The 21,394-nt window shown below is 64.0% G+C and carries 26 protein-coding genes; 16 read left to right on the forward strand and 10 right to left on the reverse strand.

Annotation, left to right across the window (positions count from 1 at the left end):
- Positions 1-60 precede the first annotated feature (60 nt).
- The gene (locus tag IVB42_RS39030; RefSeq protein WP_247396258.1) at positions 61-630 is read right to left on the reverse strand and encodes a glutathione peroxidase; all 570 of its coding nucleotides are present in this window, start codon (positions 628-630) and stop codon (positions 61-63) included.
- A 92-nt stretch (positions 631-722) separates the two neighbouring features.
- Positions 723-2,306, reverse strand: a complete 1,584-nt coding sequence (locus IVB42_RS39035) for a L,D-transpeptidase family protein (RefSeq protein WP_085384887.1) — start codon at positions 2,304-2,306, stop codon at positions 723-725.
- A gap of 208 nt (positions 2,307-2,514) precedes the next feature.
- Between IVB42_RS39035 and IVB42_RS39040 the strand changes: the two genes are divergently transcribed.
- On the forward strand, positions 2,515-3,063 hold the full coding sequence (locus tag IVB42_RS39040) for a CreA family protein (RefSeq protein ID WP_085352963.1): 549 nt from the start codon (positions 2,515-2,517) through the stop codon (positions 3,061-3,063).
- Between the two features lie 55 nt (positions 3,064-3,118).
- On the opposite strand, the gene IVB42_RS39045 is transcribed toward IVB42_RS39040, so the two are convergent.
- A complete protein-coding gene (locus IVB42_RS39045) occupies positions 3,119-3,328 on the reverse strand; it encodes a hypothetical protein (protein ID WP_247396255.1) in 210 nt (69 codons plus the stop codon).
- A gap of 405 nt (positions 3,329-3,733) precedes the next feature.
- Between IVB42_RS39045 and IVB42_RS39050 the strand changes: the two genes are divergently transcribed.
- Both IVB42_RS39050 and IVB42_RS39055 read left to right on the forward strand, forming a co-directional pair.
- On the forward strand, positions 3,734-3,898 hold the full coding sequence (locus IVB42_RS39050; protein ID WP_018456302.1) for a hypothetical protein: 165 nt from the start codon (positions 3,734-3,736) through the stop codon (positions 3,896-3,898).
- A gap of 35 nt (positions 3,899-3,933) precedes the next feature.
- Positions 3,934-4,296 carry a hypothetical protein gene (locus IVB42_RS39055; protein ID WP_085352965.1) on the forward strand — a complete coding sequence of 121 codons (363 nt, stop codon included), beginning with the start codon at positions 3,934-3,936 and terminating at the stop codon, positions 4,294-4,296.
- 3 nt (positions 4,297-4,299) lie between these two features.
- On the opposite strand, the gene IVB42_RS39060 is transcribed toward IVB42_RS39055, so the two are convergent.
- Both IVB42_RS39060 and IVB42_RS39065 read right to left on the reverse strand, forming a co-directional pair.
- Entirely contained in the window at positions 4,300-4,548 is a 249-nt protein-coding gene (locus IVB42_RS39060) for a DUF6719 family protein (protein WP_085352966.1), read from the reverse strand.
- A 66-nt stretch (positions 4,549-4,614) separates the two neighbouring features.
- Entirely contained in the window at positions 4,615-6,087 is a 1,473-nt protein-coding gene (locus IVB42_RS39065) for a PLP-dependent aminotransferase family protein (protein ID WP_204511015.1), read from the reverse strand.
- Positions 6,088-6,161: 74 nt separating this feature from the next.
- On the opposite strand from IVB42_RS39065, the gene IVB42_RS39070 reads away from it, so the two are divergent.
- The 7 genes from IVB42_RS39070 (at position 6,162) to IVB42_RS39100 (ending at position 12,695) form a co-directional block, all read left to right on the forward strand.
- Entirely contained in the window at positions 6,162-6,887 is a 726-nt protein-coding gene (locus tag IVB42_RS39070; RefSeq protein WP_085352969.1) for a pyridoxamine 5'-phosphate oxidase family protein, read from the forward strand.
- 54 nt (positions 6,888-6,941) lie between these two features.
- Positions 6,942-8,219, forward strand: a complete 1,278-nt coding sequence (locus tag IVB42_RS39075) for an ArgE/DapE family deacylase (protein WP_247396252.1) — start codon at positions 6,942-6,944, stop codon at positions 8,217-8,219.
- A 229-nt stretch (positions 8,220-8,448) separates the two neighbouring features.
- A complete protein-coding gene (locus tag IVB42_RS39080) occupies positions 8,449-9,258 on the forward strand; it encodes an alpha/beta hydrolase (protein WP_247396251.1) in 810 nt (269 codons plus the stop codon).
- A gap of 33 nt (positions 9,259-9,291) precedes the next feature.
- Positions 9,292-10,131 carry a tryptophan 2,3-dioxygenase gene (gene kynA / locus IVB42_RS39085; protein WP_018456311.1) on the forward strand — a complete coding sequence of 280 codons (840 nt, stop codon included), beginning with the start codon at positions 9,292-9,294 and terminating at the stop codon, positions 10,129-10,131.
- A gap of 8 nt (positions 10,132-10,139) precedes the next feature.
- Positions 10,140-11,342 carry a kynureninase gene (kynU, locus tag IVB42_RS39090; protein WP_247396249.1) on the forward strand — a complete coding sequence of 401 codons (1,203 nt, stop codon included), beginning with the start codon at positions 10,140-10,142 and terminating at the stop codon, positions 11,340-11,342.
- A gap of 172 nt (positions 11,343-11,514) precedes the next feature.
- Positions 11,515-11,916 carry a PaaI family thioesterase gene (locus tag IVB42_RS39095; RefSeq protein ID WP_247396247.1) on the forward strand — a complete coding sequence of 134 codons (402 nt, stop codon included), beginning with the start codon at positions 11,515-11,517 and terminating at the stop codon, positions 11,914-11,916.
- Positions 11,917-12,065: 149 nt separating this feature from the next.
- Entirely contained in the window at positions 12,066-12,695 is a 630-nt protein-coding gene (locus IVB42_RS39100; RefSeq protein ID WP_247396246.1) for a GNAT family N-acetyltransferase, read from the forward strand.
- An 80-nt stretch (positions 12,696-12,775) separates the two neighbouring features.
- Here the strand turns inward: IVB42_RS39100 and IVB42_RS39105 are convergent, their stop codons facing one another.
- Together IVB42_RS39105 and IVB42_RS39110 are read right to left on the reverse strand one after the other, a co-directional pair.
- Positions 12,776-13,081 carry a hypothetical protein gene (locus IVB42_RS39105; protein WP_007591844.1) on the reverse strand — a complete coding sequence of 102 codons (306 nt, stop codon included), beginning with the start codon at positions 13,079-13,081 and terminating at the stop codon, positions 12,776-12,778.
- A 95-nt stretch (positions 13,082-13,176) separates the two neighbouring features.
- Positions 13,177-13,863 carry a DUF2161 family putative PD-(D/E)XK-type phosphodiesterase gene (locus tag IVB42_RS39110; protein WP_247396244.1) on the reverse strand — a complete coding sequence of 229 codons (687 nt, stop codon included), beginning with the start codon at positions 13,861-13,863 and terminating at the stop codon, positions 13,177-13,179.
- A 143-nt stretch (positions 13,864-14,006) separates the two neighbouring features.
- Here IVB42_RS39110 and IVB42_RS39115 point away from each other — a divergent pair, with 143 nt between their 5' ends.
- Positions 14,007-14,354, forward strand: coding sequence for a GrlR family regulatory protein (locus IVB42_RS39115; RefSeq protein ID WP_247396243.1), 348 nt, complete (start codon positions 14,007-14,009; stop codon positions 14,352-14,354).
- On the opposite strand, the gene IVB42_RS39120 is transcribed toward IVB42_RS39115, so the two are convergent.
- The 3 genes from IVB42_RS39120 to IVB42_RS39130 form a co-directional block, all read right to left on the reverse strand.
- The gene (locus IVB42_RS39120; RefSeq protein WP_247396413.1) at positions 14,355-15,035 is read right to left on the reverse strand and encodes an SDR family oxidoreductase; all 681 of its coding nucleotides are present in this window, start codon (positions 15,033-15,035) and stop codon (positions 14,355-14,357) included. It lies immediately after the preceding gene.
- A gap of 40 nt (positions 15,036-15,075) precedes the next feature.
- On the reverse strand, positions 15,076-15,819 hold the full coding sequence (locus tag IVB42_RS39125; RefSeq protein ID WP_247396241.1) for a tyrosine-protein phosphatase: 744 nt from the start codon (positions 15,817-15,819) through the stop codon (positions 15,076-15,078).
- A 168-nt stretch (positions 15,820-15,987) separates the two neighbouring features.
- Positions 15,988-16,191, reverse strand: a complete 204-nt coding sequence (locus tag IVB42_RS39130) for a DUF2735 domain-containing protein (protein WP_007591835.1) — start codon at positions 16,189-16,191, stop codon at positions 15,988-15,990.
- A gap of 538 nt (positions 16,192-16,729) precedes the next feature.
- Here IVB42_RS39130 and IVB42_RS39135 point away from each other — a divergent pair.
- The 5 genes from IVB42_RS39135 (at position 16,730) to IVB42_RS39155 (ending at position 21,320) form a co-directional block, all read left to right on the forward strand.
- Positions 16,730-17,764: a glutamine synthetase beta-grasp domain-containing protein gene (locus IVB42_RS39135; RefSeq protein ID WP_018456321.1), complete on the forward strand. Its 1,035-nt coding sequence runs from the start codon at positions 16,730-16,732 to the stop codon at positions 17,762-17,764.
- 194 nt (positions 17,765-17,958) lie between these two features.
- Positions 17,959-18,660, forward strand: coding sequence for a GrlR family regulatory protein (locus tag IVB42_RS39140; RefSeq protein ID WP_247472118.1), 702 nt, complete (start codon positions 17,959-17,961; stop codon positions 18,658-18,660).
- A gap of 18 nt (positions 18,661-18,678) precedes the next feature.
- Positions 18,679-19,362 (forward strand): substrate-binding domain-containing protein, encoded by a 684-nt coding sequence (locus tag IVB42_RS39145; RefSeq protein ID WP_085384882.1) that lies wholly within the window; start codon positions 18,679-18,681, stop codon positions 19,360-19,362.
- Between the two features lie 32 nt (positions 19,363-19,394).
- Complete coding sequence (locus IVB42_RS39150) at positions 19,395-20,216, forward strand: tetratricopeptide repeat protein (protein WP_085352983.1); 822 nt, start codon at positions 19,395-19,397, stop codon at positions 20,214-20,216.
- Between the two features lie 399 nt (positions 20,217-20,615).
- A complete protein-coding gene (locus tag IVB42_RS39155) occupies positions 20,616-21,320 on the forward strand; it encodes a GrlR family regulatory protein (RefSeq protein ID WP_018456325.1) in 705 nt (234 codons plus the stop codon).
- Positions 21,321-21,394 lie beyond the last annotated feature (74 nt).

The raw sequence follows: 21,394 nt of genomic DNA on the forward strand, positions 1-21,394 counted from the left end.
TGCAACGGCTGTTTGGCGCGCCAGCCCAATTGTGCCCAACCGGGTTGGGGACGCGTGGCGTCAAGTGTCGGCCAGCGCCTTGGCGATCGCCGTCTTGATCCGCGTGTCGGCCGGTTCGACCGCGGATGCAAAGACATCGGCGATATAGCCGTCCCGGCCGATCAGATATTTGTGGAAGTTCCAGCGCGGAACTTCTCGCGGGCGCGCCTCTGCCGCCCATTTGTAGAATGGATGCGCCTTTGCACCGACCACGATGGCCTTGGCCGCGATGGGGAAGGTAACGCCGTATTGGTGGTGGGCGGTTTCCGAGATCTCACTGGTGCCGCCGGGCTCCTGTCCGCCGAAATCGTTGGAGGGCACGCCAATGACGGTGAGGCCGCGTTCGCGAAACTCGCCCCAGATGTCTTGCAGGCCGGCATATTGCGGCGTGTAACCGCAGAGCGAAGCGGTGTTCACCACCAGCAGCGGCCTGCCAGTGAAGGCCGCAAGGCGGATGTCGTCGCCTGACAATGCCGGGAAAGAGAAGGCGTAGGCGGAAATTCGGCTCATGCCGCCATCCGCCAGTGCACGCGTCGCCGGCGCCAGCGTGCCTGCAAAGGCGGCGATGAGTATGGTCCTGCGGTTCATCATAACGGCGTCCCCCGAAATGATCCGGGGCGCATGTTACCCCGTCGGTGCGAGCGGCGTCGTCAACACGGCGTTATCTGCCGCGATGAGGCGCGTTAGTACAGGCGGACGATGAAATCGGTGCCTTCGCCAGTCTCGCCCTGGTTGATGCCCTGGTCGGAGACGATGATCGAGCCGCCCGATGTCAGCATTTCGTTGATCCTCGCGATCGTGTCGGCCGGGATCGAGACGCGGTCCAGGGCCTCGGCTGGACTGTCCGGCGGGACCACAGGCTTTACGGCGACGGGAATCACCGCCGCGCCACGTTGGCGGCCTGTCACGCGGCCGTCATCTTCGCGCGCGGCAGAACGGACCGACACTGGCAAGGACACCACCGACCAATGCAGCGCATTGGAATCGGCCTTGTCGATTTCGGCGGTAAAGACATGCGTGCCGAGCGGCCGATCACTCGCGGCGATTGTGACAGGCACCTCGAACAGCGGCGCAAAGTTCTGCCGCACGTAGAGCTTGGAATCCTTGCGGCTGATGAAGACCGCGATCTGGCCCGCTCGCTTGGGCGCTTCAGGTTTTGCCACGGGCGCCGGATCGGCAACGCGGGTTTCGTCCTTCTTGACGTCGGTCGTGGCCGCCTGCGCTGGCGCCGCGGCCGGTGCATCGGATGTCTTCGCGAGTTCGGACTTCGGCGTCTCCGCGGCGTCGACAGGCTTCGCTTCAGTGTTCGCGGGCTGCGCGGCGTCTCCGGCCTCTGGCTTGGCCGCGTCCGCCGCCTCAGCGGGCTTGGTCTCGGGCTTTGCCGTTGTCTCGGTGTTGTCGGCCGATGCCGGGGCCTCCTCGCGGGCTGGGGCATATCCGGTGGTCACGTCCGACATCACGGTGTGGCCGACCGACGAGCGCAGCTCGGGCACGCCGTCGGCGCTGGCGGTTTTCGTTTCAACCGGCTTTGCTTCGGTGGCCGCGGTATTGGCCGTGCCCTTGTCGGCCTTGTCGCCGGCATTGGTCTGCGGCTCGAGGCTGGCCGCGGGTTGCGGTGGCACGCGCAGCGAGGCAAGCAGCGGATGTGAGAACTTCTGCGGCGACATCTGACCGGGCGAAACGATCACGCGCGCGCCCATCCTGGTCCAGTTCCACATCTTCACCGCGAACGCCATCGGCATGCGGATGCAGCCGTGCGAGGCTGGATAGCCCGGCAGCACGCCGGCATGCATGGCAACGCCCGACCAGGTGATCCGCTGCATGTACGGCATCGGCGCGCCGCTATAGATGTTGGAGTGGTGGAATTTGTGCTTCTGGATGACGCTGAACACACCCATCGGCGTCGAATGGCCCTTCATGCCCGTCGAAACCGGGGATTCCGCGAACACGCCTTTGCTGTCGTAGACCGTGACCTTCTGCCGGTCGATCGAGACGACGATGACGAGAGGACCTTGCGGTTTGGTGCCGGCTTCTTTTTCGGCAACAAGGTCTTTTTTGCCGACCGCACCGCGCTTCTGCGGCTTCTGGCGCGGGACGTCGAGATGGCGCTCCTGGCGCCCGTAGGACCCGTCGGAATAGTCCGTCCAGTAATAAAACGCTGCGTCCGCCTGGCTTGCCGTGCCGATCGCACCCGCCGCCGCCAAAATGGCGACCTGCCAAAGCCGCGTCGGCTTGGCAGAAAAACCGGCCCCGTTCACGCTGTTCATCCTCGAATCCATAATCCAAATCAGATGTTAGTCTCTCAGAGGGGATACGCGTTCACCAGCATGGCGGTTCTGCCATCAGCTACATTTGTCCAAAGCGTAGCAAAAAAGCCTCACGGAGCGGTAAACGGCGGCCGTGTCGGCTTGCCGGTCGTCTTCCTGATCGGTCGCCTCATCCCTACATTGCTGGAAGTTGTTACCGGAGAGGTTCATGTCATCTCGTTTCCCCAGTCTTTCCAGCATCCGCTTGAAAGGCCTCGCTTTATTCCTCATGGCGTTGACCGTGCCGGCAGCGTCCGCCTTCGCCGCCGACGAGCCGGATCTGATCTTTCGCCGCTCGACCGTGTTCAAATGGATGAGCCCGAACGACAAGCTTGCGACCTACGGCCTCGACGATCCTGAAGTCGAGGGCGTGGCCTGTCATTTTACGGTGCCGGAGAAGGGCGGCTTCAAGGGCTGGCTGGGCCTTGCCGAGGAAGTCTCGGACATTTCGCTCGCCTGCCGTCAGGTCGGCCCGATCAAGTTCAAGAACAAGATGGAGCAGGGCGACGACATGTTCCGCCAGCGCCGCTCGCTGTTCTTCAAGAAGATGCAGATCGTGCGCGGCTGTGACGCGAAGCGCAACGTGCTGGTCTACATGGTCTATTCGGACAGGCTGATCGAGGGTTCGCCGAAGAACTCGACCTCGACCGTGCCGGTCATGCCGTGGGGACCGGCGGACGCCAACGTCCAGAAGTGCGGAGAGTTCTTCACTCAGTGACGCTCTTGCGTTCACTCAGTGACGCTCTCGCGTGCACTCAGTGAGGGGTTTGCGTTCACTCGATGATGTCAGCGCGGATGGCGCGCGGTTTTGCAAGATGCGAGCCGGTCAGCCGCACGAATGACTGCGGCGTGGCCTCAAAGCCCCGGCTCGATTGTAGCGCCATTTCGCCAAGCGAATGGGCACTGCTGTGAACAGGTCGTTGCTCCCGGCGGTCCGTTCGTTGGTCCGCATCGCGCGTCGTTGCGCGATTCTGCGCGGTCATGATGGCTGTTCCTCACATGAACGCGCTCGGCGATGCTCGGGCGTCCTCGGTCTCGATAGCTTGGGTCGCAGTCGAAGCGCCCCCGGTTCGACAGGACCCAGCCTTCGTTCGGCTTCTCTTCAGCAGAAAAACGTAAAACGCATGTGAAGGGTGTGAGGCGGGATCATGACGGCGCCGGCGTTCCGAGCTCGCCGGAACCTGCCAGGCTACATTGGGTGACCGCACGACCCATCTGAAAAGTTGAGATTTTCCATGGAATATGTCGTCGCCTCGAGCGGGACGAAACAATTCTCACGGAGACGAAACCATTTTCCGGCTTTGGCGCATCACGCGCGAAACCGCCCATGGTTATCAACCTCACAACGACGACGGCGCACGCCGGCCACCGAATTCGGAGAGAACTTCATGCGCACGCTCAGCCTCATCCTTGCTTTCGGTTTCGTGCTCGCCGGCTCCTCGTTCGCAGGCTCGCCGGACGGCAATGTCCCGGGTATCGGTACTTTCCAGTACAGCGGCTCGCCGATCATGATCCCGGCACCGCAGCCGATCGTGGTTGCCGCGCGCTTCTGATCGCCAACAAGAAAAATCAGCCAATAAAGGCCATCATGCTTGCTCGTTCCTGCGCCGCGGCGTTCATATCCCTTCTGACGATCAGTGCCGTTCAGGCGCAAGTGCGCTCTCCCTCCAGATTACCCGATCCCCGTACCGAGTTCGTGAGGCAATGCGCGCCGCGCATGCTCGGGCGATGGGAGCATCCGGAAGAGGTCTGCGGCTGCCTGCACGATCATGCTGCCGCCGTCGTCGAGGATCGCGATCTTCGCGAGGCCCTGCTGCGCGGCATCAGCGAGACCGGGGTGCCGACGATCGAGACCGACTGGGTGCCGGCCGCAAAGCAGACCGAAATCGGCCCGACCTTCACCAAGATCGCCAAGCCGACCCTGCAATGCATGTTCGATCCGGCGAAGTAGCGCTCATCGCTTTGATTTCGGACCAAATCGCGACACGCAGATGCTCGTCCGTGCGACGCCCTTGTCGGTCATTTTGGCGCCGCGCACTTCCTTGACCTGTCCGGCGGGGCAGGTTCCGTCGTCCACTTGCACGCGCTGGCCGAGCTTGAGATCGACGATGTCCTGCTCGCGTCCGACCGAGCCTGCGCGCGCCGTCGCGGCGAGTGCGATGAAGATCAGGAGCGAAAGGCAAGTCGCCCGGCGTAGCAGCATGGGGTGAGCTCCGGCATCGGTGCCGCAATGTAGGGAGCGGCAGCCGATTCTCATAGTGAACGTTCGTCACGCCCGCCGGGCCGGCTTGCGCCTCGCGCGCAAGGCCACTCGCGATTCCCGCGCGAGCCGCTCGGCGGATGCGACGAGCTTCGGAACCGCGTGGCCGGAAAATCCCAGCACGAAACCGGGTAGAGGGCGTGAGCGTGAATAAGTGTCGGCCAACAGCCAGCCTTCGGCGCCGGCGGCCTGCTTGGCTTCTGCCGCCACCAGCAGATCGACCGAGGGATCGAACCGGGCGACAAGATGCAGGCCCTGTGATGGGACCGGCACCGACAGCAGGCCGTCGGATGCGGCTTCGAGCGTCCCGGCCAATGCGTCGCGCGCCTCGCGGTAAAGCTTGCGCACGCGCTTCAGGTTCGCCGCGAACGCGCCGGAATTGAGCATGTCGGCCACCGCGCCCTCCATCAGCGTGCCGGGAAAGCGGTCGAGGGCGGCCCGCGCCGCGGCGACATCCGCAATCAAGCGCTCGGGCAGGGCGCAATAGCCGATGCGCAGGCCCGGAAACAACGTCTTGGCGAACGTGCCCATGTAGATCACACGCTGGAGGTGATCGATGCCGGCCAGCGACATCAGAGGCGCGCCGTCATAGCGGAACTCGCTGTCGTAATCGTCTTCCAGCACGAAGGCGCCGGCCTGCCTGGCCCAGTCGAGCAGCTCGAGCCGCCGCGGCATCGACATCTGCACACCCAGCGGAAACTGGTGCGACGGGGTCACATAGGCTGCGCGCGCGGACGGCGCCGCTGCGCGGCCTTTGGCGACACGCATGCCATGCGCGTCGACGGGAACGGACACGGCACGATAGCCGCAATGCGCGATGGTTTTCCGCGCAGCGGGGTAGCCGGGGTCTTCGCACCAGACCTGGTCGTTGGGCTTCAGGATCGCGCTCAGCACGATGCGCAGCGCGTGCAGCGTGCCCGACGTCAGCATGATCTGATCGGGATCGCAGCGCAGGCCCCGCGCCGACAACAGATGATCGGCGATCGCCGCACGCAGCTCGCGGCTGCCACGGGGATCGCCATAGTGCAGATGCTCAGCGCCGAAGGCGCGCATGCGACGGCCGACAAAGGCGCGGAAACGCTGCACGGCGCGCGCGTCGATATGGGTGCAGCCGAGCGAAAACGCGCCTTGCCCGGGCGTTTCGACGCTGATCTTCGGCCGCTTCGGCTCAGCCGCGCGCGCGGGGATGCGCGCGGCGACGAAGGTGCCGGAGCCGACGGTGGCGTCGGCAAAGCCGTCGGCAATCAGCCGCTCATAGGCGGTGACGACGGCATTGCGCCGAAAGCCGGTCTGTTTGGCCAGCGTGCGCGACGGCGGCAGCGGCTCGCCGGGTTTCACCAGACCGCCGACGATCATCTCGCACAGTGCCTGATACAGCCGGTGCGCCGACGAGGCGCCAGCCGTGATGTGCGGGCCTGCGAGGTCGAGCGGCAGCTCGGCTTTGGCCGGCGAGGGGACAGAATTGGTCGGAATTTTTCGCATGGAATTGGCACTATCGCAGACCAAATCCACGGATACAACTGCTCTGGAATTGTTCAAATCCGACAGGAGCGGCCGTGAGCCAGACCGAGAACCAAAATTCCTATCCGACATCCGCGCGCAATCAGGTGAAGCGCCGTCACGACCGCGGCTTCTACGATCACGACACCGTTCATCGCATCCTGGATTCCTCGATGCTCTGCCACGTCTCCTACGCCATCGACGGCCAACCCTATTGCACGCCGACTTTCTTCTGGCGCGAAGGGACGAAACTGTACTGGCACGGCTCGAGCGCCAGCCGCATGCTGCGCAACCAGACCCGGGGCGAGCGCGTGTGCCTGACGGTCGCACATCTCGACAGCCTGGTGCTGGCGCGCTGCGGGTTCAATCACTCGGCCGATTACCGCGCCGTGATGGCATTCGGCACCGCCTATCTCGTCACCGATCCCGAGGAGAAAGAACGCGCGGTGATCGCGATGGTCGACCGCTTCTTCCCGGATCGCACCGCCAGCCTGCGGGCGAGCAACACGCAGGAGATCAAGGCGACCTCCTTTATCGCGATGGAGATCGAGGAAGCCTCCGCGAAAATCCGGGCCAAGGGTGTCGCCGACGACGACGAGGACTATGAATTGCCGATCTATGCCGAGCGCATCCCGGTGCGCACCGTGCTCGGTGCGCCGGAACCTTGCCCGCGGCTGCTCGACGGCGTGAGCCGGCCGGCGACACTGAATGGCTATTCGGAGGGCCGGCTGCTCGAAGACGCATTGCGGGATGCCTATTTTGCAGAGTACCCGAACGGCTGAAATCGGTTAGCTTACGCTCCATCGATGATCTCAATGCCCGATTGGAGTTGCCTGATGAATGCCGAAACGCAGCAGAGGATTCTTGACGCCGTTGATGCCGGCTTCGAAGCCCAGCTCGCGACCACACGCGATTTCGTCGCGATCCCCTCGACGCGCGGTGCGGAGGGGCCATGCCAGGACATGATCGGCGACCTTCTGCGCGCGCGCGGATACGAGGTCGACGACTGGCACATCAATGTCGACGACCTCAAGGATCTGCGCGGCTTCGGGCCCATCGAGCACGATTTTTCGAAGGCCCGCACTGTGGTCGGCACGTACCGGCCCAAAACCGAGGCGGGCAAATCGCTGATCCTCCAGGGCCATTGCGACGTGGTGCCCGCGGGGCCGCTGGAATTGTGGGACACCCCGCCGTTCTCGCCCGTCATCAAGGACGGCAAGATGTTCGGTCGCGGTGCCTGCGACATGAAGTCGGGCACCATCGCAGCGCTCTCCGCGCTCGATGCGATCAGGGCCGCGGGCCTGAGGCCGACGGCGCGGATTCACTTCCAGTCTGTGATCGAGGAGGAGAGCACCGGCGTCGGGGCGCTCTCGACGCTTCAACGAGGCTATCGTGCGGATGCCTGCTTCATTCCTGAGCCGACCGGCGGCAAGATGGTGCGCTCGCAGGTGGGCGTGATCTGGTTCCGCCTGCGCGTGAAGGGCCATCCGACCCATGTCGCCTTCGCCGGCTCCGGCGCGAATGCAATCATGGCGGCCTATCATTTGATCCAGGCGCTGCAAAAACTCGAGATCGAGTGGAACGAGCGCGCGAAAGCCGATCGTCACTTCAAGACGCTGAACCATCCCATCAACTTCAACCCCGGCATCATCAAGGGCGGCGACTGGGCCTCCAGCGTGCCGGCCTGGTGCGACGTCGATTGCCGGATTGCCGTGTTGCCGGGCTGGTCGATCGCCGATCACCAGAAGGAGATTCTTGCGTGTGTCGCCGCCGCCGCACGCAACCACCGCTTCCTCGCCAACAATCCGCCGGAGATCGAATGGTCGGGCTTTTTGTCGGAAGGCTATGAGCTGACCAATGCCACCGCGCCTGAGGCGGCGTTCGGCAAGGCCTTCAGCACCGTCTATGGCGGCCAAATCGAAGACCTCGTCTTCACCGCGCTTACCGACACCCGCTTCTACGGCCTCAATCACGGCATCCCGAGCCTGTGCTTCGGCGCGAGTGGCGGCGAGATGCACGGCTTCAATGAATATGTCGATCTGGACTCGCTGAAAAAGACGACCAAGGCAATGGCGCTGTTCATCGCGGATTGGTGCGGGGTGGAGCAGGGGTAGCCCTCGTGTCCCGGACAGAGCCAGGACCCACGTCACCGCACATTTGGACCGCGGTTCAGCAGCGCATCGTTTCACGCTGCGCTGCGCCCTTGGGGAACGAACCATCTTCCGGCTGCCCAATCCACCGGCGCCCAAATCCTTTAAGCTTAAAGAAAGACTAGGATGCCGCCCGCGCTGGTGGCAGACTGGCGCCTGGTCCACAAGGCCTTGAGTCCGTCGAGGAAGCACGATGCGCGATTGGGATGACGCCTACGCCAATTCGGCCCATATCCCGGGCTCGGACAAGATACCGGCGCTGTGGGCGGAGCGGGCGGCGGCTTATCGCGCCGGGCTGAAGGAGTTTCGCGCTGGCATCGCCTATGGCCCCGGTGAGCGCCAGCGCCTCGATCTGATCTTGCCCGACGGCGACAGCAAGGGCCTCGTCGTGTTCGTCCACGGCGGCTACTGGATGCGCTTCGACAAGTCGACATGGACTGATCTCGCCGAAGGCGCGCGCCATCACGGCTGGACGGTGGCACTGCCAAGCTACACGCTGACGCCGGCCGCGCGCATCTCCGACATTACGGCGGAAATCACCACAGCGATTGCCAAGGCGGCCTCGCTGGTCGCGGGCCCGATCCGGCTCGCCGGCCATTCCGCCGGCGGGCATCTCGTTACGCGTATGCTGTGCGACGACAGCCGGCTGGAGCCCGCCGTCTACAACCGCGTCGCCGGCACGCTGTCCATCAGCGGCCTGCATGATCTGCGTCCGCTGCTCAAGACCAGGATGAACGACACCCTGCGCATGACGATGGAGGAGGCGACGCTGGAAAGCGCGGCGCTGCATCTGCCGCGCGGGCCTTCGCCGGTGACCGCCTGGGTCGGTGGCAACGAGCGGCCCGAATTCATCCGCCAGTCCGATCTGATGGCCAATGTCTGGACTGGTTTCGATGTGCCGACGCGTCTTGTCGTCGATCCCGGGCTGAACCATTTCACCGTGATCGACGCCCTCAAGGACCCGTCGTCGCCCATCACCGCGCGCCTGATCGGCCTCGACTGACGAGGCCTTGAAGATCGATCGAAAGGGCCTGCCATGACGTCCAGCCAATACGATCCCGCAAGCGAAGGCGCTGAGACCGATTTCGCCCGGCGCATGTCCTATGGACACTATCTGGCGCTGGACGCGATCCTCGGCGCGCAGCATCCCCTGTCGGAAGCCCATGACGAGATGCTGTTCATCATCCAGCATCAGACCACCGAGCTGTGGATGCGGCTCGCCATCCACGAGCTCAGCGCCGCACGCCGTTCGATCGCGAAGGATGAGGTGCAGCCTGCAATGAAGATGCTGGCACGGATGTCGCGCATCTTCGAGCAGCTCAACGGCGCCTGGGACGTGCTGCGCACCATGACGCCCAGCGAGTATACGCGCTTCCGCTCGCAGCTTGGCCAGTCCTCAGGCTTCCAGTCGCGGCAATACCGGCAGATCGAATTCCTGCTCGGCAACCGCAACCACGCCATGCTCAAGCCGCACGCGCACGATCTGGAAACAACGCAGCTGCTCGAAGCCGAGCTCGCAACGCCAAGCCTCTATGACGAGGTGCTGCGGCTCGCCGACCGCAACGGGCTCAAGATGCCTGCGGCCGTGCTGGCGCGCGATGTTCGCGAGACTCATAGCTTCAATGAAGGTGTGCTGCAGGCTTGGCGTATCGTCTACGAGGCGCCGGAAACGCACTGGATGCTCTACGAGCTCGCCGAGAAGCTGGTCGATTTCGAGGACTATTTCCGGCGCTGGCGCTTCAACCATGTGACGACGGTCGAGCGCGTCATCGGCTTCAAGCGCGGCACCGGTGGCACCGGCGGCGTCAGCTACCTCAAGCGCATGCTGGAGGTCGAGCTGTTTCCGGAACTCTGGCGCGTGCGCACGATCCTGTAGAGAATTCCATGACCAAGCTTCGCGTCTACGACGACACCAAAGCGCTGTTCCATATGCCGGACGGTGTGATCTATCTCGACGGCAATTCGCTCGGCGCGTTGCCGCTTGGCGTTGCCGAGCGCGTCAGCCGCGTCATCACCGCCGAGTGGGGCGATGACTTGATCCGCGCCTGGAATACGGCTGGCTGGTATGCCCAGCCGCGCCATGTCGGCGATCGCATCGCGCGCCTGATCGGTGCGGAAGCCGGCTCCGTCATGGTCGGAGATACGCTGTCGCTCAAGGTCTATCAGGCGCTCGCCGCCGCGCTCGACATGAACGCGTCGCGCAAGGTCGTTCTATCGGACACCGGCAACTTTCCGACCGACCTCTACATGGCCGAAGGCCTGATCGCGACCCTTGGCCGTGGCCATCAATTGCGCCTGGTGGCGCCGGAGGAGATCGAGGCTTCGTTGTCGGAGGAGATCGCGGTGCTCTACATCACCGAGGTCGATTACCGCACCGGACGGTGCCACGACATGGCGAAGCTGACTGCAAGAGCGCATGGGCTCGGCATCGTCACGGTCTGGGACCTCGCGCATTCGGCCGGCGCGCTGCCGGTTGACCTTGCAGGCACCGGCGCGGATTTCGCCGCTGGATGCACCTACAAATACATCAACGCCGGCCCCGGCGCGCCCGCCTTCCTCTACGTTGCGCCGCGCCACGCCGACAGCGTGCGCGCCGCTTTGTCGGGGTGGATGGGACACGCAAAGCCGTTCGCGTTCGAGCTTGCCTATGCGGCCGCCGGCGGCGTCGAGCGCATGCGCGTCGGAACGCCGCCGGTGCTGGCAATGGCGGCATTGGAAGCTTCGCTCGACATCTGGGACCGCGTCGATATCGCCGAGGTCCGGGCCCGCTCGCTGGCCCTCGGCGATCTCCTGATTGCCGAGGTCGAACGCCGCTGTCCGTCCTTGAAGCTCGTTACGCCGCGCGCGCATGAGCGCCGCGGGTCTCAGGTCTCCTTCGCCTTCGACGGCGGCTATGCCGCGATGCAGGCCCTCATCGCCCGTGGCGTGATCGGCGATTTCCGCGCGCCTGACATCATGAGGTTTGGCATCACGCCGCTGTATACCGGCGAGAGCGAGATCGTGCGGGCAGCCGAGTTCATCGAGGAGGTGATCGCGGGCGAGATTTGGCGACGGCCTGAGTATCAGGTGGTGAATGCGGTGACGTGAGGTACGAACGCGGTCTCCCGGTCATTGCGAGCGCAGCGAAACAGTCCAGAAACGTATCCGCGGAAAGAGCCTGGATTGCTTCGCTGCGCTCGCAATGACGACCTCGGACGTCATTGCTTTTGCCGCGCGGAGCAATTCACCCTGTGAGCAGAATGATTTGGGAGGAGATCCGATGACGCCGCTCGAGAAACTTAAAGCGATGAAGATGCCGTTTGCCGAACTCAAGGGCGTCGAGTTCGTCGAGGCCGAGAAGGATCGCGTGGTGGCGCGGATGACGGTCAGGCCCGATCTCTGCACGCTTCATCACACCATCCACGGTGGCGCCGTGATGGCGCTGGCAGATTCCGTCGGCGCAGCGGCCACCGTGATCAATCTGCCGGAGGACGCCAAGGGCACAACCACGCTTGAGAGCAAGACCAATTTCATCGGCGGGGCCAAGGAGGGAACAACGGTGATCGCGACCGCCACCCCAGTCCACAGAGGCCGGCGGACCCAGGTCTGGACCACCCGGCTGGAGACCCAGGACGGCAAGCTGGTTGCCGTGGTGACGCAGACCCAGCTGGTCCTCGTGTGAATACGGGGGCTTGATTCCATTAACGAATTAGTCGCCCCCGTGCCCGAAACTTGGGCAGGTTCCGGTCTTGAAAAGTTTGTTGCGATGCACAATATTGGAGGCCTAGGGATTCGAACGCCTCCTCGAGGGACACCAAGAGGAGTTTTGACTTGTCACTCGCAGCAGATTTTGGACTTGAAGTAACCAACCGCCCGAAGTCCGTTCAGGGCTACGTGCGGACCTTGAGCCAGCAGGAAGAATTGCCGCTTTTGCGCGATCACCTGCTGAGGCTCGATGCCGAAAGCCGGCACGACCGCTTCAACGGTTTTCTCGACGACAGTTTTATCGAGCGTTACGCCGCCCGCTGTGCCGAGGACGGCACCATTATTGTCGCCTATATCGTCGATGGCGTGGTCCGCGGTGCGGCCGAGCTGCATCCGCCCGAGGGCGATTCGCTGCCCGAGGTCGCCTTCAGCGTGGAAGCTTCGGCGCGGCGCCAGAACGTCGGCACCGTGCTGTTCAGCCGCCTGATCGCGGAAGCGCGCTGGAAAGGCTACAAGCGCCTGCGCATCACCACCGGCGCCGAGAATCACCCGATGCGCGCGCTCGCCAGGAAGTTCGGGGCGCATCTGCAATTCCGTCATGGCGAATCGACCGGCACGATCGATCTCGCCAAGGCGCCTGAGGACGAACTCGCTGATCTCGCGGCCTCGCCATTCACGGCCGGCCGCGCTCTTCTCAGCTTCAACTCGACCTGCTGGAAGATCATCTCCAGCATCTACGGCAATCGCGCCGCCTGACCCGCAAAGCCGACTGGAATCAAAAAAAGCGGACCGGTAAAACCGGTCCGCTTTGTATTGGATATAGGGGAACTAAGCGCTCAGGTGCCGGTGCGCTTGTCGTTGCCGAAGCGGCGCACGACACGGCGTTCGACCACCACCGAGCGCTGCGCACCCTGTTCGCCGGCGATCACGCGGGTCGAGGTGATGCGGCTGTTGGTGCGAACCTGTTTCTTGACCTCGGCCTGGACGACATCGAGCGGCATGCCCATCAGGGCTGCGGCGATCTCGGCCTGCTGCTCCTGATCATCGGTGATGCCGACGGCGGCGAAGATCGCCTCGTCCAGGGTCGGCGGATCGTGGCGCACGCGCCGCGTGCCATATTTGGTATTCCAGTCTGCGTTCATAACGGCCTCGTTTCGATGCCCGGATACCTAGTGCCCTCTATGTTGCATTGCAATATGGAATCGGTGTGGCATCTCAGCTATGCACCGGTCGGGTGTCAGGGTGGTGACGGGAGACCGGCAACATCCGCAACCCGCTGTTGTGGCCAGCGTTTCAGCGCCGCCTGGCCAGCTTCCGTCAGCCCGTAGATTCCCCGCTCGGTGCGTTCGAACCAGCCATACACATTGTTAAGCATGATCTTGCCGGCATCGGGACAGCGCTGGCGCAATTCGCTCACCCGCCGCGGGCCTGCCGCGAGCTCCGAGGCGCAGGCCAGTGCCTGCTGCCGATAGGCCGTCATGATCGGCGCGCGCGTGCTGCCGCCCAGCACCGGATCGCCCTGGCGGCGCTGATGCTCTGCGACGAGGCGCGAACGGACCTTCGGCTCCCGGCGTGGGGCGGCCGTCGGCGGCTTCACCAGCACCTCGACCTGACCGCGGTCGGTCACCCCGAGCATGCCGAAGCCGAGGCGGCGACAGAGATTGCGATAGCGTGCGTCGGTCTCGCGTCCCTTGCCGCGCGCTGACATCTTTGCGGCAATCCAGACTTCGTCGCCGGCCGGTGCACGATCGACCGCCTGAAGGATCAGCTCGAGATTGAAGGTCAGCTTGAGCTCGCCGATCACCACCACCGGAGGATCGCCGGCGCTGAGGCCCACGAGATCGCAGCCGCCGATCTCGCCCTTGACCGTGAAGCCGAGCTCTTCGAGGAAGCGTTTGACAGGCAGATAGAGCGTGGTTTCCAAAGGAAGCTTCCGAATGTCACGTTCGATCGGAGAATCAGTCTGCGGCAGTTTAGCCCCGGAATGGACTTAGAGCTCTGCGCCATTTGATCGGGAACAGATGATCCGGCTATCCTGCGGGTGGGACAATCGGGCGCTTCACGAAGATGACCATCAGGAATGGGCTCTATCATATCCGCATCGAAATGCTGGATGCCGTCCAGGGCGGCAACCAGGGCGTCATGGTGATGCGCGACGGCACCATGCGGGGCGGGGACTCATTCTTCTTCGCCTACGGCAGCTACACCTCGGCCGATGGCAAGTGGAAGGGCGAGCTGACCAACGAGGAGCATTCCCCCTCGTTCGACGAGCGCCCGGTGTGGGGCCGCAAGGTCGTGACCATCGGCTTCAGTGGCACTTACAATGGCGAGACCGCGTACGGCGAGGGCATCGCGCTCGCCGGCAAGCAGAGCATCCGTTTCAGAGGCAATCTCCGGCTCTTGGTGCCGGATTGATTACACCCGCCCGCCAACCGGGATCAGCGCGCCGGTGACGCCGCTGGCGGCATCGCTGGCGAGGAACAGAATGACTTCGGCGAGTTCCTGCGGTGTCACCCATTTGGCGAAGTCGGCCGTCGGCATGTCGGCGCGGTTGGCCTTGGTGTCGATGATCGAGGGCAGCACCGCGTTCACGGTCACTTTGCCTTTCCACTCGCTCGCCAGCGCCTCGGTGAGCCGGTGGACGCCGGCTTTCGACGCCGCATAGGGGCCCATGCCGGAGCCGGCCTGAAGCGCGCCCATGGCTCCGATATTGACGATGCGGCCGGCCTTGGACGCGGCCAGATGCGGCAGGGCCGCCTGCGAGGCGTTGAGTGCCGTCAGCACGTTGAGCGCATGCATGCGCTGCCATGTCTCGACGTCGCCGTCGCCGACGGTCTCGAAGGCGAAGCCACCGGCGATGTTGACCAACACGTCGAGACCGCCAAAGTGTCTCGCCGCCGCCTCGACCGCCGTCTTTGCTTGTGCTGCGTCGGACAGATCGACGCCGCCGATCTCGATGCGTTCAGGCATCGCGGAGATTTGCGATGGCGCATGGTCGATGCCGGCCACGCGCGCGCCGCGTGCCAGCGCGGTCTCGGCGACCACCTTGCCGAGCGCGCCGAGTGCGCCGGTCACGATCAGAACCTTGCCTTGCATCATTGTTCTCCCGGCACGGCCGCTTAAGATTTACGGCCGCCTACGATTGCAGATAGCGCGCCTTCAGTGCGATCCGCTCCGGTGTGCCGAGCTTGAGACCGTCGCGCAAATAGGTTTCGAGATCGCCATACTCGCTACCGACGGCCTCGAAAGCAGCCGCAAGATACGAGGCCTCGACGTTGCCGATCGCGTCGAGAACATCGGCGGGAAGATCGGAGACGTTTGATGCGTTGCGCTTGTAGTGCTGGTTGGTCAGCAGATAGTCCTCGGCAATGACGTCATCAGATACGCCGAGCGCATGCAGGATCAGCGCGCTGGCAAAGCCGGTGCGGTCCTTGCCGGCGGTGCAGTGGATCACGAGCGGCGCGCGGTCCTCCAGGAGATGGCCGAACAGGTTGCGAAAACCGGCCGTGTTGTGGCGGACATAGTTGCGATAGGATTCGCGCATGAGTTCGAGCGCGACCGGCGCGGTCAACCTGCCCCTGCCGAGCTCGGCGCGCAGCGCAGCCACGACTGTCGGCTCGATCGGCAGCGAATGCACGGCGATCTCGTTGACCACGCAGACACCCGCCGCGCGTTCCTCGACGCCGCGAAAATCGAAGGCGCTGCGCACGCCCAACGCGCGGACGATCTCGATATCGGCAGCAGTGAGCTGGCCGAGATGGTTGGAGCGGAAGATCTGCCGCCATCGCGTGATACGGCCATCTGCGGTCGGATAGCCGCCGAGGTCGCGAAAATTGCTGGCGCCTTGCAAAGCGAGATGGCGGGCAGGGAAGTCTTTCATGGAGGTGTCTTGTCACGCATCTGAAGCGGTCGGTGAACGCCTGTGCGACCATATGATCCCGCAATCAAGTCCGGAATCAAAAAGGGCCGAAACACCGTTGTTTCGACCCTTTTTCGAACTGACGCCGGGCATCGAGAGACCGCGGCGGTATTGAACCGAACGCAGGCATCAGCGATCCCATTTCGGCTTGGCTTCATCGACTGCTTCCTGATGGTACCAGCTGCCGCTGCAAATCGTCTCGTTCACAGGGAGCGAGGCGTGGTTGGCGGGAAGGCGGGTCTCACCGTTGCGGCGCCCCCCGAGAGCCGAGCGGCCCCCGACAGGGAATTGGTAAATCTGTGCAGATCCGTGACTCAGTCCATTGTTCATCATTGCGGTATCTCCCGAGATCGCAGCGCTGAGCCTCCATGGTGCGCCCGACTCGTTGGCTTGTGGTTACTGGAATCCCCATATCGGCCGTGCATTCCGAAATGCAAAGTGCTGAAAAGGAAATCAGCCTTGGCCTATTTTGTAGGCAAACTGCATTCTGCTTCCTCTAAGGCAGCGGTCGGGTGGCTAACGCGTGGGCCATTGCGAAGGTTGCGGACCACGGGCGCAGACTTGGCGAATATTGCCGGACGTTGATGCGCGTTTAGTCGGCAACCTCAGGCACCAGCCTGTCTGCTCCAGAATCGGGCGTTTTCCGCGGGATTTTTGCGGTGCAGCTTCACGCAAAGGTGCGCCGCTATGACGCACGACGCAATCGACGATCCGCCGGGCGGGAGAGGAGGCAGGTCGCGGTGGAAAAGCTCCCGCTCTGCGGCCTTTTGGCACGTTAAATGCTTGGAAAGGGTCGGCCGATGTTGGCCGGGTAAACAATCGTGCGGGGGCCTGCGGCCCCCACCTTTCGCATCATCTACAGAGAGGCTCAATGACCAAGTATAAGCTCGAGTACATCTGGCTCGACGGATATACGCCGACTCCGAACTTGCGCGGCAAAACTCAGATCAAGGAATTCGCGTCGTTCCCGACGCTCGAGCAGCTTCCGCTCTGGGGCTTCGATGGCTCCTCCACCCAGCAGGCTGAAGGCCACAGCTCCGATTGCGTGCTGAAGCCGGTCGCGGTGTTCCCGGATGGCGCCCGCACCAACGGCGTGCTCGTGATGTGCGAAGTCATGATGCCCGACGGCAAGACCCCGCACCCGACCAACAAGCGCGCCACCATCCTTGACGATTCCGGCGCCTGGTTCGGTTTCGAGCAGGAATACTTCTTCTATAAGGACGGCCGTCCGCTCGGCTTCCCGGCCTCGGGGTATCCGGCGCCCCAAGGTCCGTACTACACCGGCGTCGGCTTCTCGAACGTCGGCGACGTCGCCCGTAAGATCGTCGAAGAGCATCTCGACCTCTGCCTGGCTGCCGGCATCAACCATGAAGGCATCAACGCGGAAGTCGCGAAGGGCCAGTGGGAATTCCAGATCTTCGGCAAAGGCTCCAAGAAGGCCGCTGACGAAATGTGGATGGCCCGCTACCTGATGCTGCGCCTGACCGAGAAGTACGGCATCGACATCGAGTTCCACTGCAAGCCGCTCGGCGACACCGACTGGAACGGCTCCGGCATGCACGCCAACTTCTCGACCGAGTACATGCGTACGGTCGGCGGCAAGGAGTACTTCGAGGCGCTGATGGCGGCCTTCGACAAGAACCTGATGGACCACATCGCCGTCTACGGCCCGGACAACGACAAGCGTCTGACCGGCAAGCACGAGACCGCGCCCTGGAACAAGTTCAGCTACGGCATTGCCGATCGCGGTGCTTCGATCCGCGTGCCGCACTCCTTCGTCAACAATGGTTACAAGGGCTATCTGGAAGACCGTCGTCCGAATTCGCAGGGCGACCCATACCAGATCGCTTCGCAGATCCTGAAGACGATCGCCTCCGTGCCGGCCGACAAGAAGGCCGCCGCCTAAGATCCTCCCGGCCCGGGCTGGGGGGCTGGCCCGGGTCGGACTTCGATCCGCCGAAGCCGAAAGGCTTCGGCGGATTTTTCATTTTGCTGACAGCCGTTGCGGAGACTCATCGGACCTCATGGCCGGAAACTTGTCCATCGCCGCCGAAAGCGGGATAGAGTGCGTCTGGGTGCGCGCAGGGCCGGGGACGGCTGGTGTTTGAAGGCTTCTACAAGGTGAGATTTCAGCTCGGCGACCGGGTCGGCCGGAGCGTGATGCATGCCGGCAACGGCAAGATGCTCGGCGGCAATTCGGCCTTCGCCCATATCGGCACCTACGTGAAGACCGAAGCCGGCGTCGACGTCGTGATCAACACCGTCCGCCACAACCCCGATCCGAACTATCGCGCCATGGCGGGCACGGACGATGCGACGTTGCTTGCCAAGGGCTGGGCCGACGGCGATCTCTATCGCTTCAAGGGCGAGCTCAAGGAGCTGCCCGGCGTACCCTTTCAGTCGTTGATGACACCGATCACCGAAGACGAGATGCCGATCGCCGGCGGTGTCGGCGAGGCCGGTATCGCCGACGGGCTCTACTCGGTGCATCTGCGCATGCTCGATGGCGTCGACGGCGGTCTCACCGGCGTGATGCTGCTCAACAAGGGCCGCATCCTCGGCGGCGATGCATCGTTCTATTATCTCGGCAGCTACACCGCCGCCAACGGGCGCTGGAAGGGCCAGATCCTCAATCAGGAGCACACGCCGGCCAAGGACGATCCGATCTTCGGCGGCCACGAGGTCGGCATCGGCTTCTCCGGCACCTATGATGCCGAAGAGGCGGTGGTGGAGGCAACGGCGCTCGCCGGCAAGCGCAGCCTGCGCCTGACCGCCGCGCTCAAGCTGATGCACCGCTCCTGATCGTCACGGGAATCGCTGATGGAAACAATTCGCATGCTCTCGACGCTCGGCCTGATGGGCGCGATGCGCAGCCTCTCCTCCGCGTACGAGACCGCGACCGGCGTCCACATCGATGCCGATTTCGCGCCGACGCTGGCGCTGCTCAAACGGTTGCGCGACGGCGAGGCCGCCGATCTCGTCATCCTCACCCGCGAAGGGCTCGACGAGATGATCGGCGAGGGCCGTGTGATCGCCGAGAGCGCTGCCGATCTCGCGCGCTCCTTCGTCGGCATCGCGGTGCGGGCAGGGCAGGCACATCCCGACATCGCCACGGCATCCGCACTGCGCAACACGCTGCTCGCGGCGCGGTCGGTGGCCTATTCGCGACTGGGGGCGAGCGGGGTCTATTTCGCCCGGTTGATCGCGCAGATGGGGATCGCGGAAGAGATCAACGCCAAGGCCACCATCGTCGAGCAAGGCTTTACCGCGGAGCGGCTCGTGAGCGGCGAGGCCGACCTCGCGGTGCAGCAGATCAGCGAGCTGAAGCAGGTCGAAGGCATCGAGGTGGTCGGCCCGATCCCGCACGATCTGCAAACGCCGGCCGTGTTCTCCGCCGGTCGGATGACAAACGCCGAGAACGCCGACGCCGCTGACCGGCTGCTGCGCTATCTGGCATCGCCCGAGGTGGTCCCCGTGCTGCGCCAATCGGGACTCGAGCCTTGAATTTGCCGAGACTGCGACGCAACCTGGCGTCCATGCGGACTTTCCTCGTTGCCATCCTTCTCACGCTTGCGGTGCCGTTGTCGGCGCATGGGCAATCGGCCGACCTCGTGCTGTGCGACCGGGTCGCGGCCGATCCCAGCGATCCCGACAAGCCGGCCGACGTCAGGGGCGCGACCGAGATTGCGGCCTCCGACGTTGCGACCGCCATCAAGTTCTGCAAGCAGGCCGCGTCGTCGTCGCGGCGCGCGATGTTCGCGCTCGGCCGCGCCTATGCGGCCAACCGGCAACCGGCGGACGCGATGGCAGCCTGGCGCAAAGCTGCCGACAAGGGATCGAGTGCGGCGATGGTCGAGCTCGGCGTGGCCTACGGTACCGGCTCCGGCGTCGCCAGGGACGAAGCGCAGGCGCGGAAATTGTTCGAGAAGGCGGCGCAGGCCGGCAATCCCCGCGGCATCAGCAATCTCGCCGCGCTTGGCGGCAGCGGCGGTGCCGCGCCGGCCGATCCGGCACAGGCGCGCGCATTGCTGGGCAAGGCCGCCGAGACCAACGCGGAGGCGCAGTACCAGCTCGGCATGATGCTCTCCGAAGGCACGGGCGGGGCGAAGGACGACGCCGCGGCGCGCGCGCTGTTCGAAAAGGCTGCCGCGCAAAACCATCCCGGCGCGCTGGAGCGGATGGGCGCCTTCGCGCAGGAGGGCCGCGGCGGGCCAAAGGACAAGGACGCCGCGAAATCCTACTACGAGCGCGCCGCAGCGCTCGGCGACGAGGATGCCAAGCAGGCGCTGGAGCGGCTGCGCTGTCCCTATGCGATCAAGGACAAGCAGGGCAAGCTCGTCACCACGCTGTGCTTCTAAAGCCCGATGAACGCGCTGTAGATTTATTTGTGAGGATGATCTTTTCGGGAAACCGCTGCGCATTTTTCCGGATCATGCCGTAGCGCCTCGGCCGGCGGGTTCGAAGCCGGCTTTGGTGAGTGCGCAAGGACCGTTCGCGACCGGCCAAACAAAAAAACTCGAAAAACAACCCCATGCACAGTAGCCAAGTGGTTGAAATCACAGGCCTGCAAATGGTGTGAAATCGCCATATGCGGAATCGCCGAAATTGCTTGCGCCGTCGGGCAAAACAGGCGCATGATGGCATCATGGCAGGGCGTGGCTTCGCGAATGGCCCTGCGCGAAAAAGCCCGATGGTCTTGATGCGATGGCAGTGCTAGGTAGCGCGTGCTTTCCTTATGATTTTGCGGGTCACTTGCGTTGCTGGACGGGCTCTACAAGGTTGAATACGGCGTCAACGATGCCTTCGGCCGCAGCATCATGTGCATGCATGATGGCAAGCTGCTGGGCGGAAATTCGGCCTTCGCGCATCTCGGAAGCTATTTCGAGCGCGATGGCGAGATCATCGCCGAAGTCATCACCGAACGGCACAACGACGATCCCAACTACAAGCCGCTGATGGGGGCTGATGTCGCCGCGATCGGCGCGCGCGGCCGACTCGTCGGCAACCAGATCCGTCTCGCGGGCAGCGCGGACACGATGCCGGGCGCCGGTTTCTGGGCCAATCTCACGCGGCTCGATGACGAGGGGTTGCCACCGCAGGGGACGATCGGTCCAGGCGGGGTGGTGAACGGGCTCTATGCCATCCATCTGCGCGCGCTCGACGGCGTCGATGCCGGGCTCTCCGGCGTCATGCTGCTGATGGACGGCCGCATCCTCGGCGGAGATGCGTTCTTCTACTATCTCGGCTCCTATTCCTCGGCTGACGGCCGCTGGAAGGGCGAGATCCTCAACCAGGAGCATACGCCGGCAAAAGGCGAGAACCCCGTGTTCGGCGGCTATGAGGTCGGGATCGGCTTCTCCGGAACCTGCACGGCGGACAGCGGCGAACTCGAAGGCATCGCGCTCGCCGGCAAGCGCAGCCTGCGGCTCGCGGCCTCGCTCAAGCTGATGCGGCGGGCGTAGGGCGGTTACTCAAAGATTTGGGATCTCCGCTCGAGAGGCTCAACAGGCCTGACGTCCGAGCCGCGGCAATGTCG

It is taken from the genome of Bradyrhizobium sp. 45 (genome assembly GCF_023073155.1).
GTDB lineage: Bacteria > Pseudomonadota > Alphaproteobacteria > Rhizobiales > Xanthobacteraceae > Bradyrhizobium > Bradyrhizobium canariense_D.

Bases quoted from the DNA above. Each gene is read 5' to 3' on its own strand.
- IVB42_RS39030 (WP_247396258.1), bottom strand. From the start codon at position 630: ATGATGAACCGCAGGACCATACTCATCGCCGCCTTTGCAGGCACGCTG.
- IVB42_RS39115 (WP_247396243.1), top strand. From the start codon at position 14,007: ATGACCATCAGGAATGGGCTCTATCATATCCGCATCGAAATGCTGGAT.
- kynU (WP_247396249.1), top strand. From the start codon at position 10,140: ATGACCAAGCTTCGCGTCTACGACGACACCAAAGCGCTGTTCCATATG.
- IVB42_RS39125 (WP_247396241.1), bottom strand. From the start codon at position 15,819: ATGAAAGACTTCCCTGCCCGCCATCTCGCTTTGCAAGGCGCCAGCAAT.
- kynA (WP_018456311.1), top strand. From the start codon at position 9,292: ATGACGTCCAGCCAATACGATCCCGCAAGCGAAGGCGCTGAGACCGAT.
- IVB42_RS39055 (WP_085352965.1), top strand. From the start codon at position 3,934: ATGCTTGCTCGTTCCTGCGCCGCGGCGTTCATATCCCTTCTGACGATC.
- IVB42_RS39050 (WP_018456302.1), top strand. From the start codon at position 3,734: ATGCGCACGCTCAGCCTCATCCTTGCTTTCGGTTTCGTGCTCGCCGGC.
- IVB42_RS39105 (WP_007591844.1), bottom strand. From the start codon at position 13,081: ATGAACGCAGACTGGAATACCAAATATGGCACGCGGCGCGTGCGCCAC.
- IVB42_RS39075 (WP_247396252.1), top strand. From the start codon at position 6,942: ATGAATGCCGAAACGCAGCAGAGGATTCTTGACGCCGTTGATGCCGGC.
- IVB42_RS39150 (WP_085352983.1), top strand. From the start codon at position 19,395: ATGCGGACTTTCCTCGTTGCCATCCTTCTCACGCTTGCGGTGCCGTTG.
- IVB42_RS39130 (WP_007591835.1), bottom strand. From the start codon at position 16,191: ATGATGAACAATGGACTGAGTCACGGATCTGCACAGATTTACCAATTC.
- IVB42_RS39145 (WP_085384882.1), top strand. From the start codon at position 18,679: ATGGAAACAATTCGCATGCTCTCGACGCTCGGCCTGATGGGCGCGATG.
- IVB42_RS39065 (WP_204511015.1), bottom strand. From the start codon at position 6,087: ATGCGAAAAATTCCGACCAATTCTGTCCCCTCGCCGGCCAAAGCCGAG.
- IVB42_RS39135 (WP_018456321.1), top strand. From the start codon at position 16,730: ATGACCAAGTATAAGCTCGAGTACATCTGGCTCGACGGATATACGCCG.
- IVB42_RS39045 (WP_247396255.1), bottom strand. From the start codon at position 3,328: ATGACCGCGCAGAATCGCGCAACGACGCGCGATGCGGACCAACGAACG.
- IVB42_RS39035 (WP_085384887.1), bottom strand. From the start codon at position 2,306: ATGAACAGCGTGAACGGGGCCGGTTTTTCTGCCAAGCCGACGCGGCTT.
- IVB42_RS39080 (WP_247396251.1), top strand. From the start codon at position 8,449: ATGCGCGATTGGGATGACGCCTACGCCAATTCGGCCCATATCCCGGGC.
- IVB42_RS39040 (WP_085352963.1), top strand. From the start codon at position 2,515: ATGTCATCTCGTTTCCCCAGTCTTTCCAGCATCCGCTTGAAAGGCCTC.
- IVB42_RS39120 (WP_247396413.1), bottom strand. From the start codon at position 15,035: ATGCAAGGCAAGGTTCTGATCGTGACCGGCGCACTCGGCGCGCTCGGC.
- IVB42_RS39060 (WP_085352966.1), bottom strand. From the start codon at position 4,548: ATGCTGCTACGCCGGGCGACTTGCCTTTCGCTCCTGATCTTCATCGCA.
- IVB42_RS39095 (WP_247396247.1), top strand. From the start codon at position 11,515: ATGACGCCGCTCGAGAAACTTAAAGCGATGAAGATGCCGTTTGCCGAA.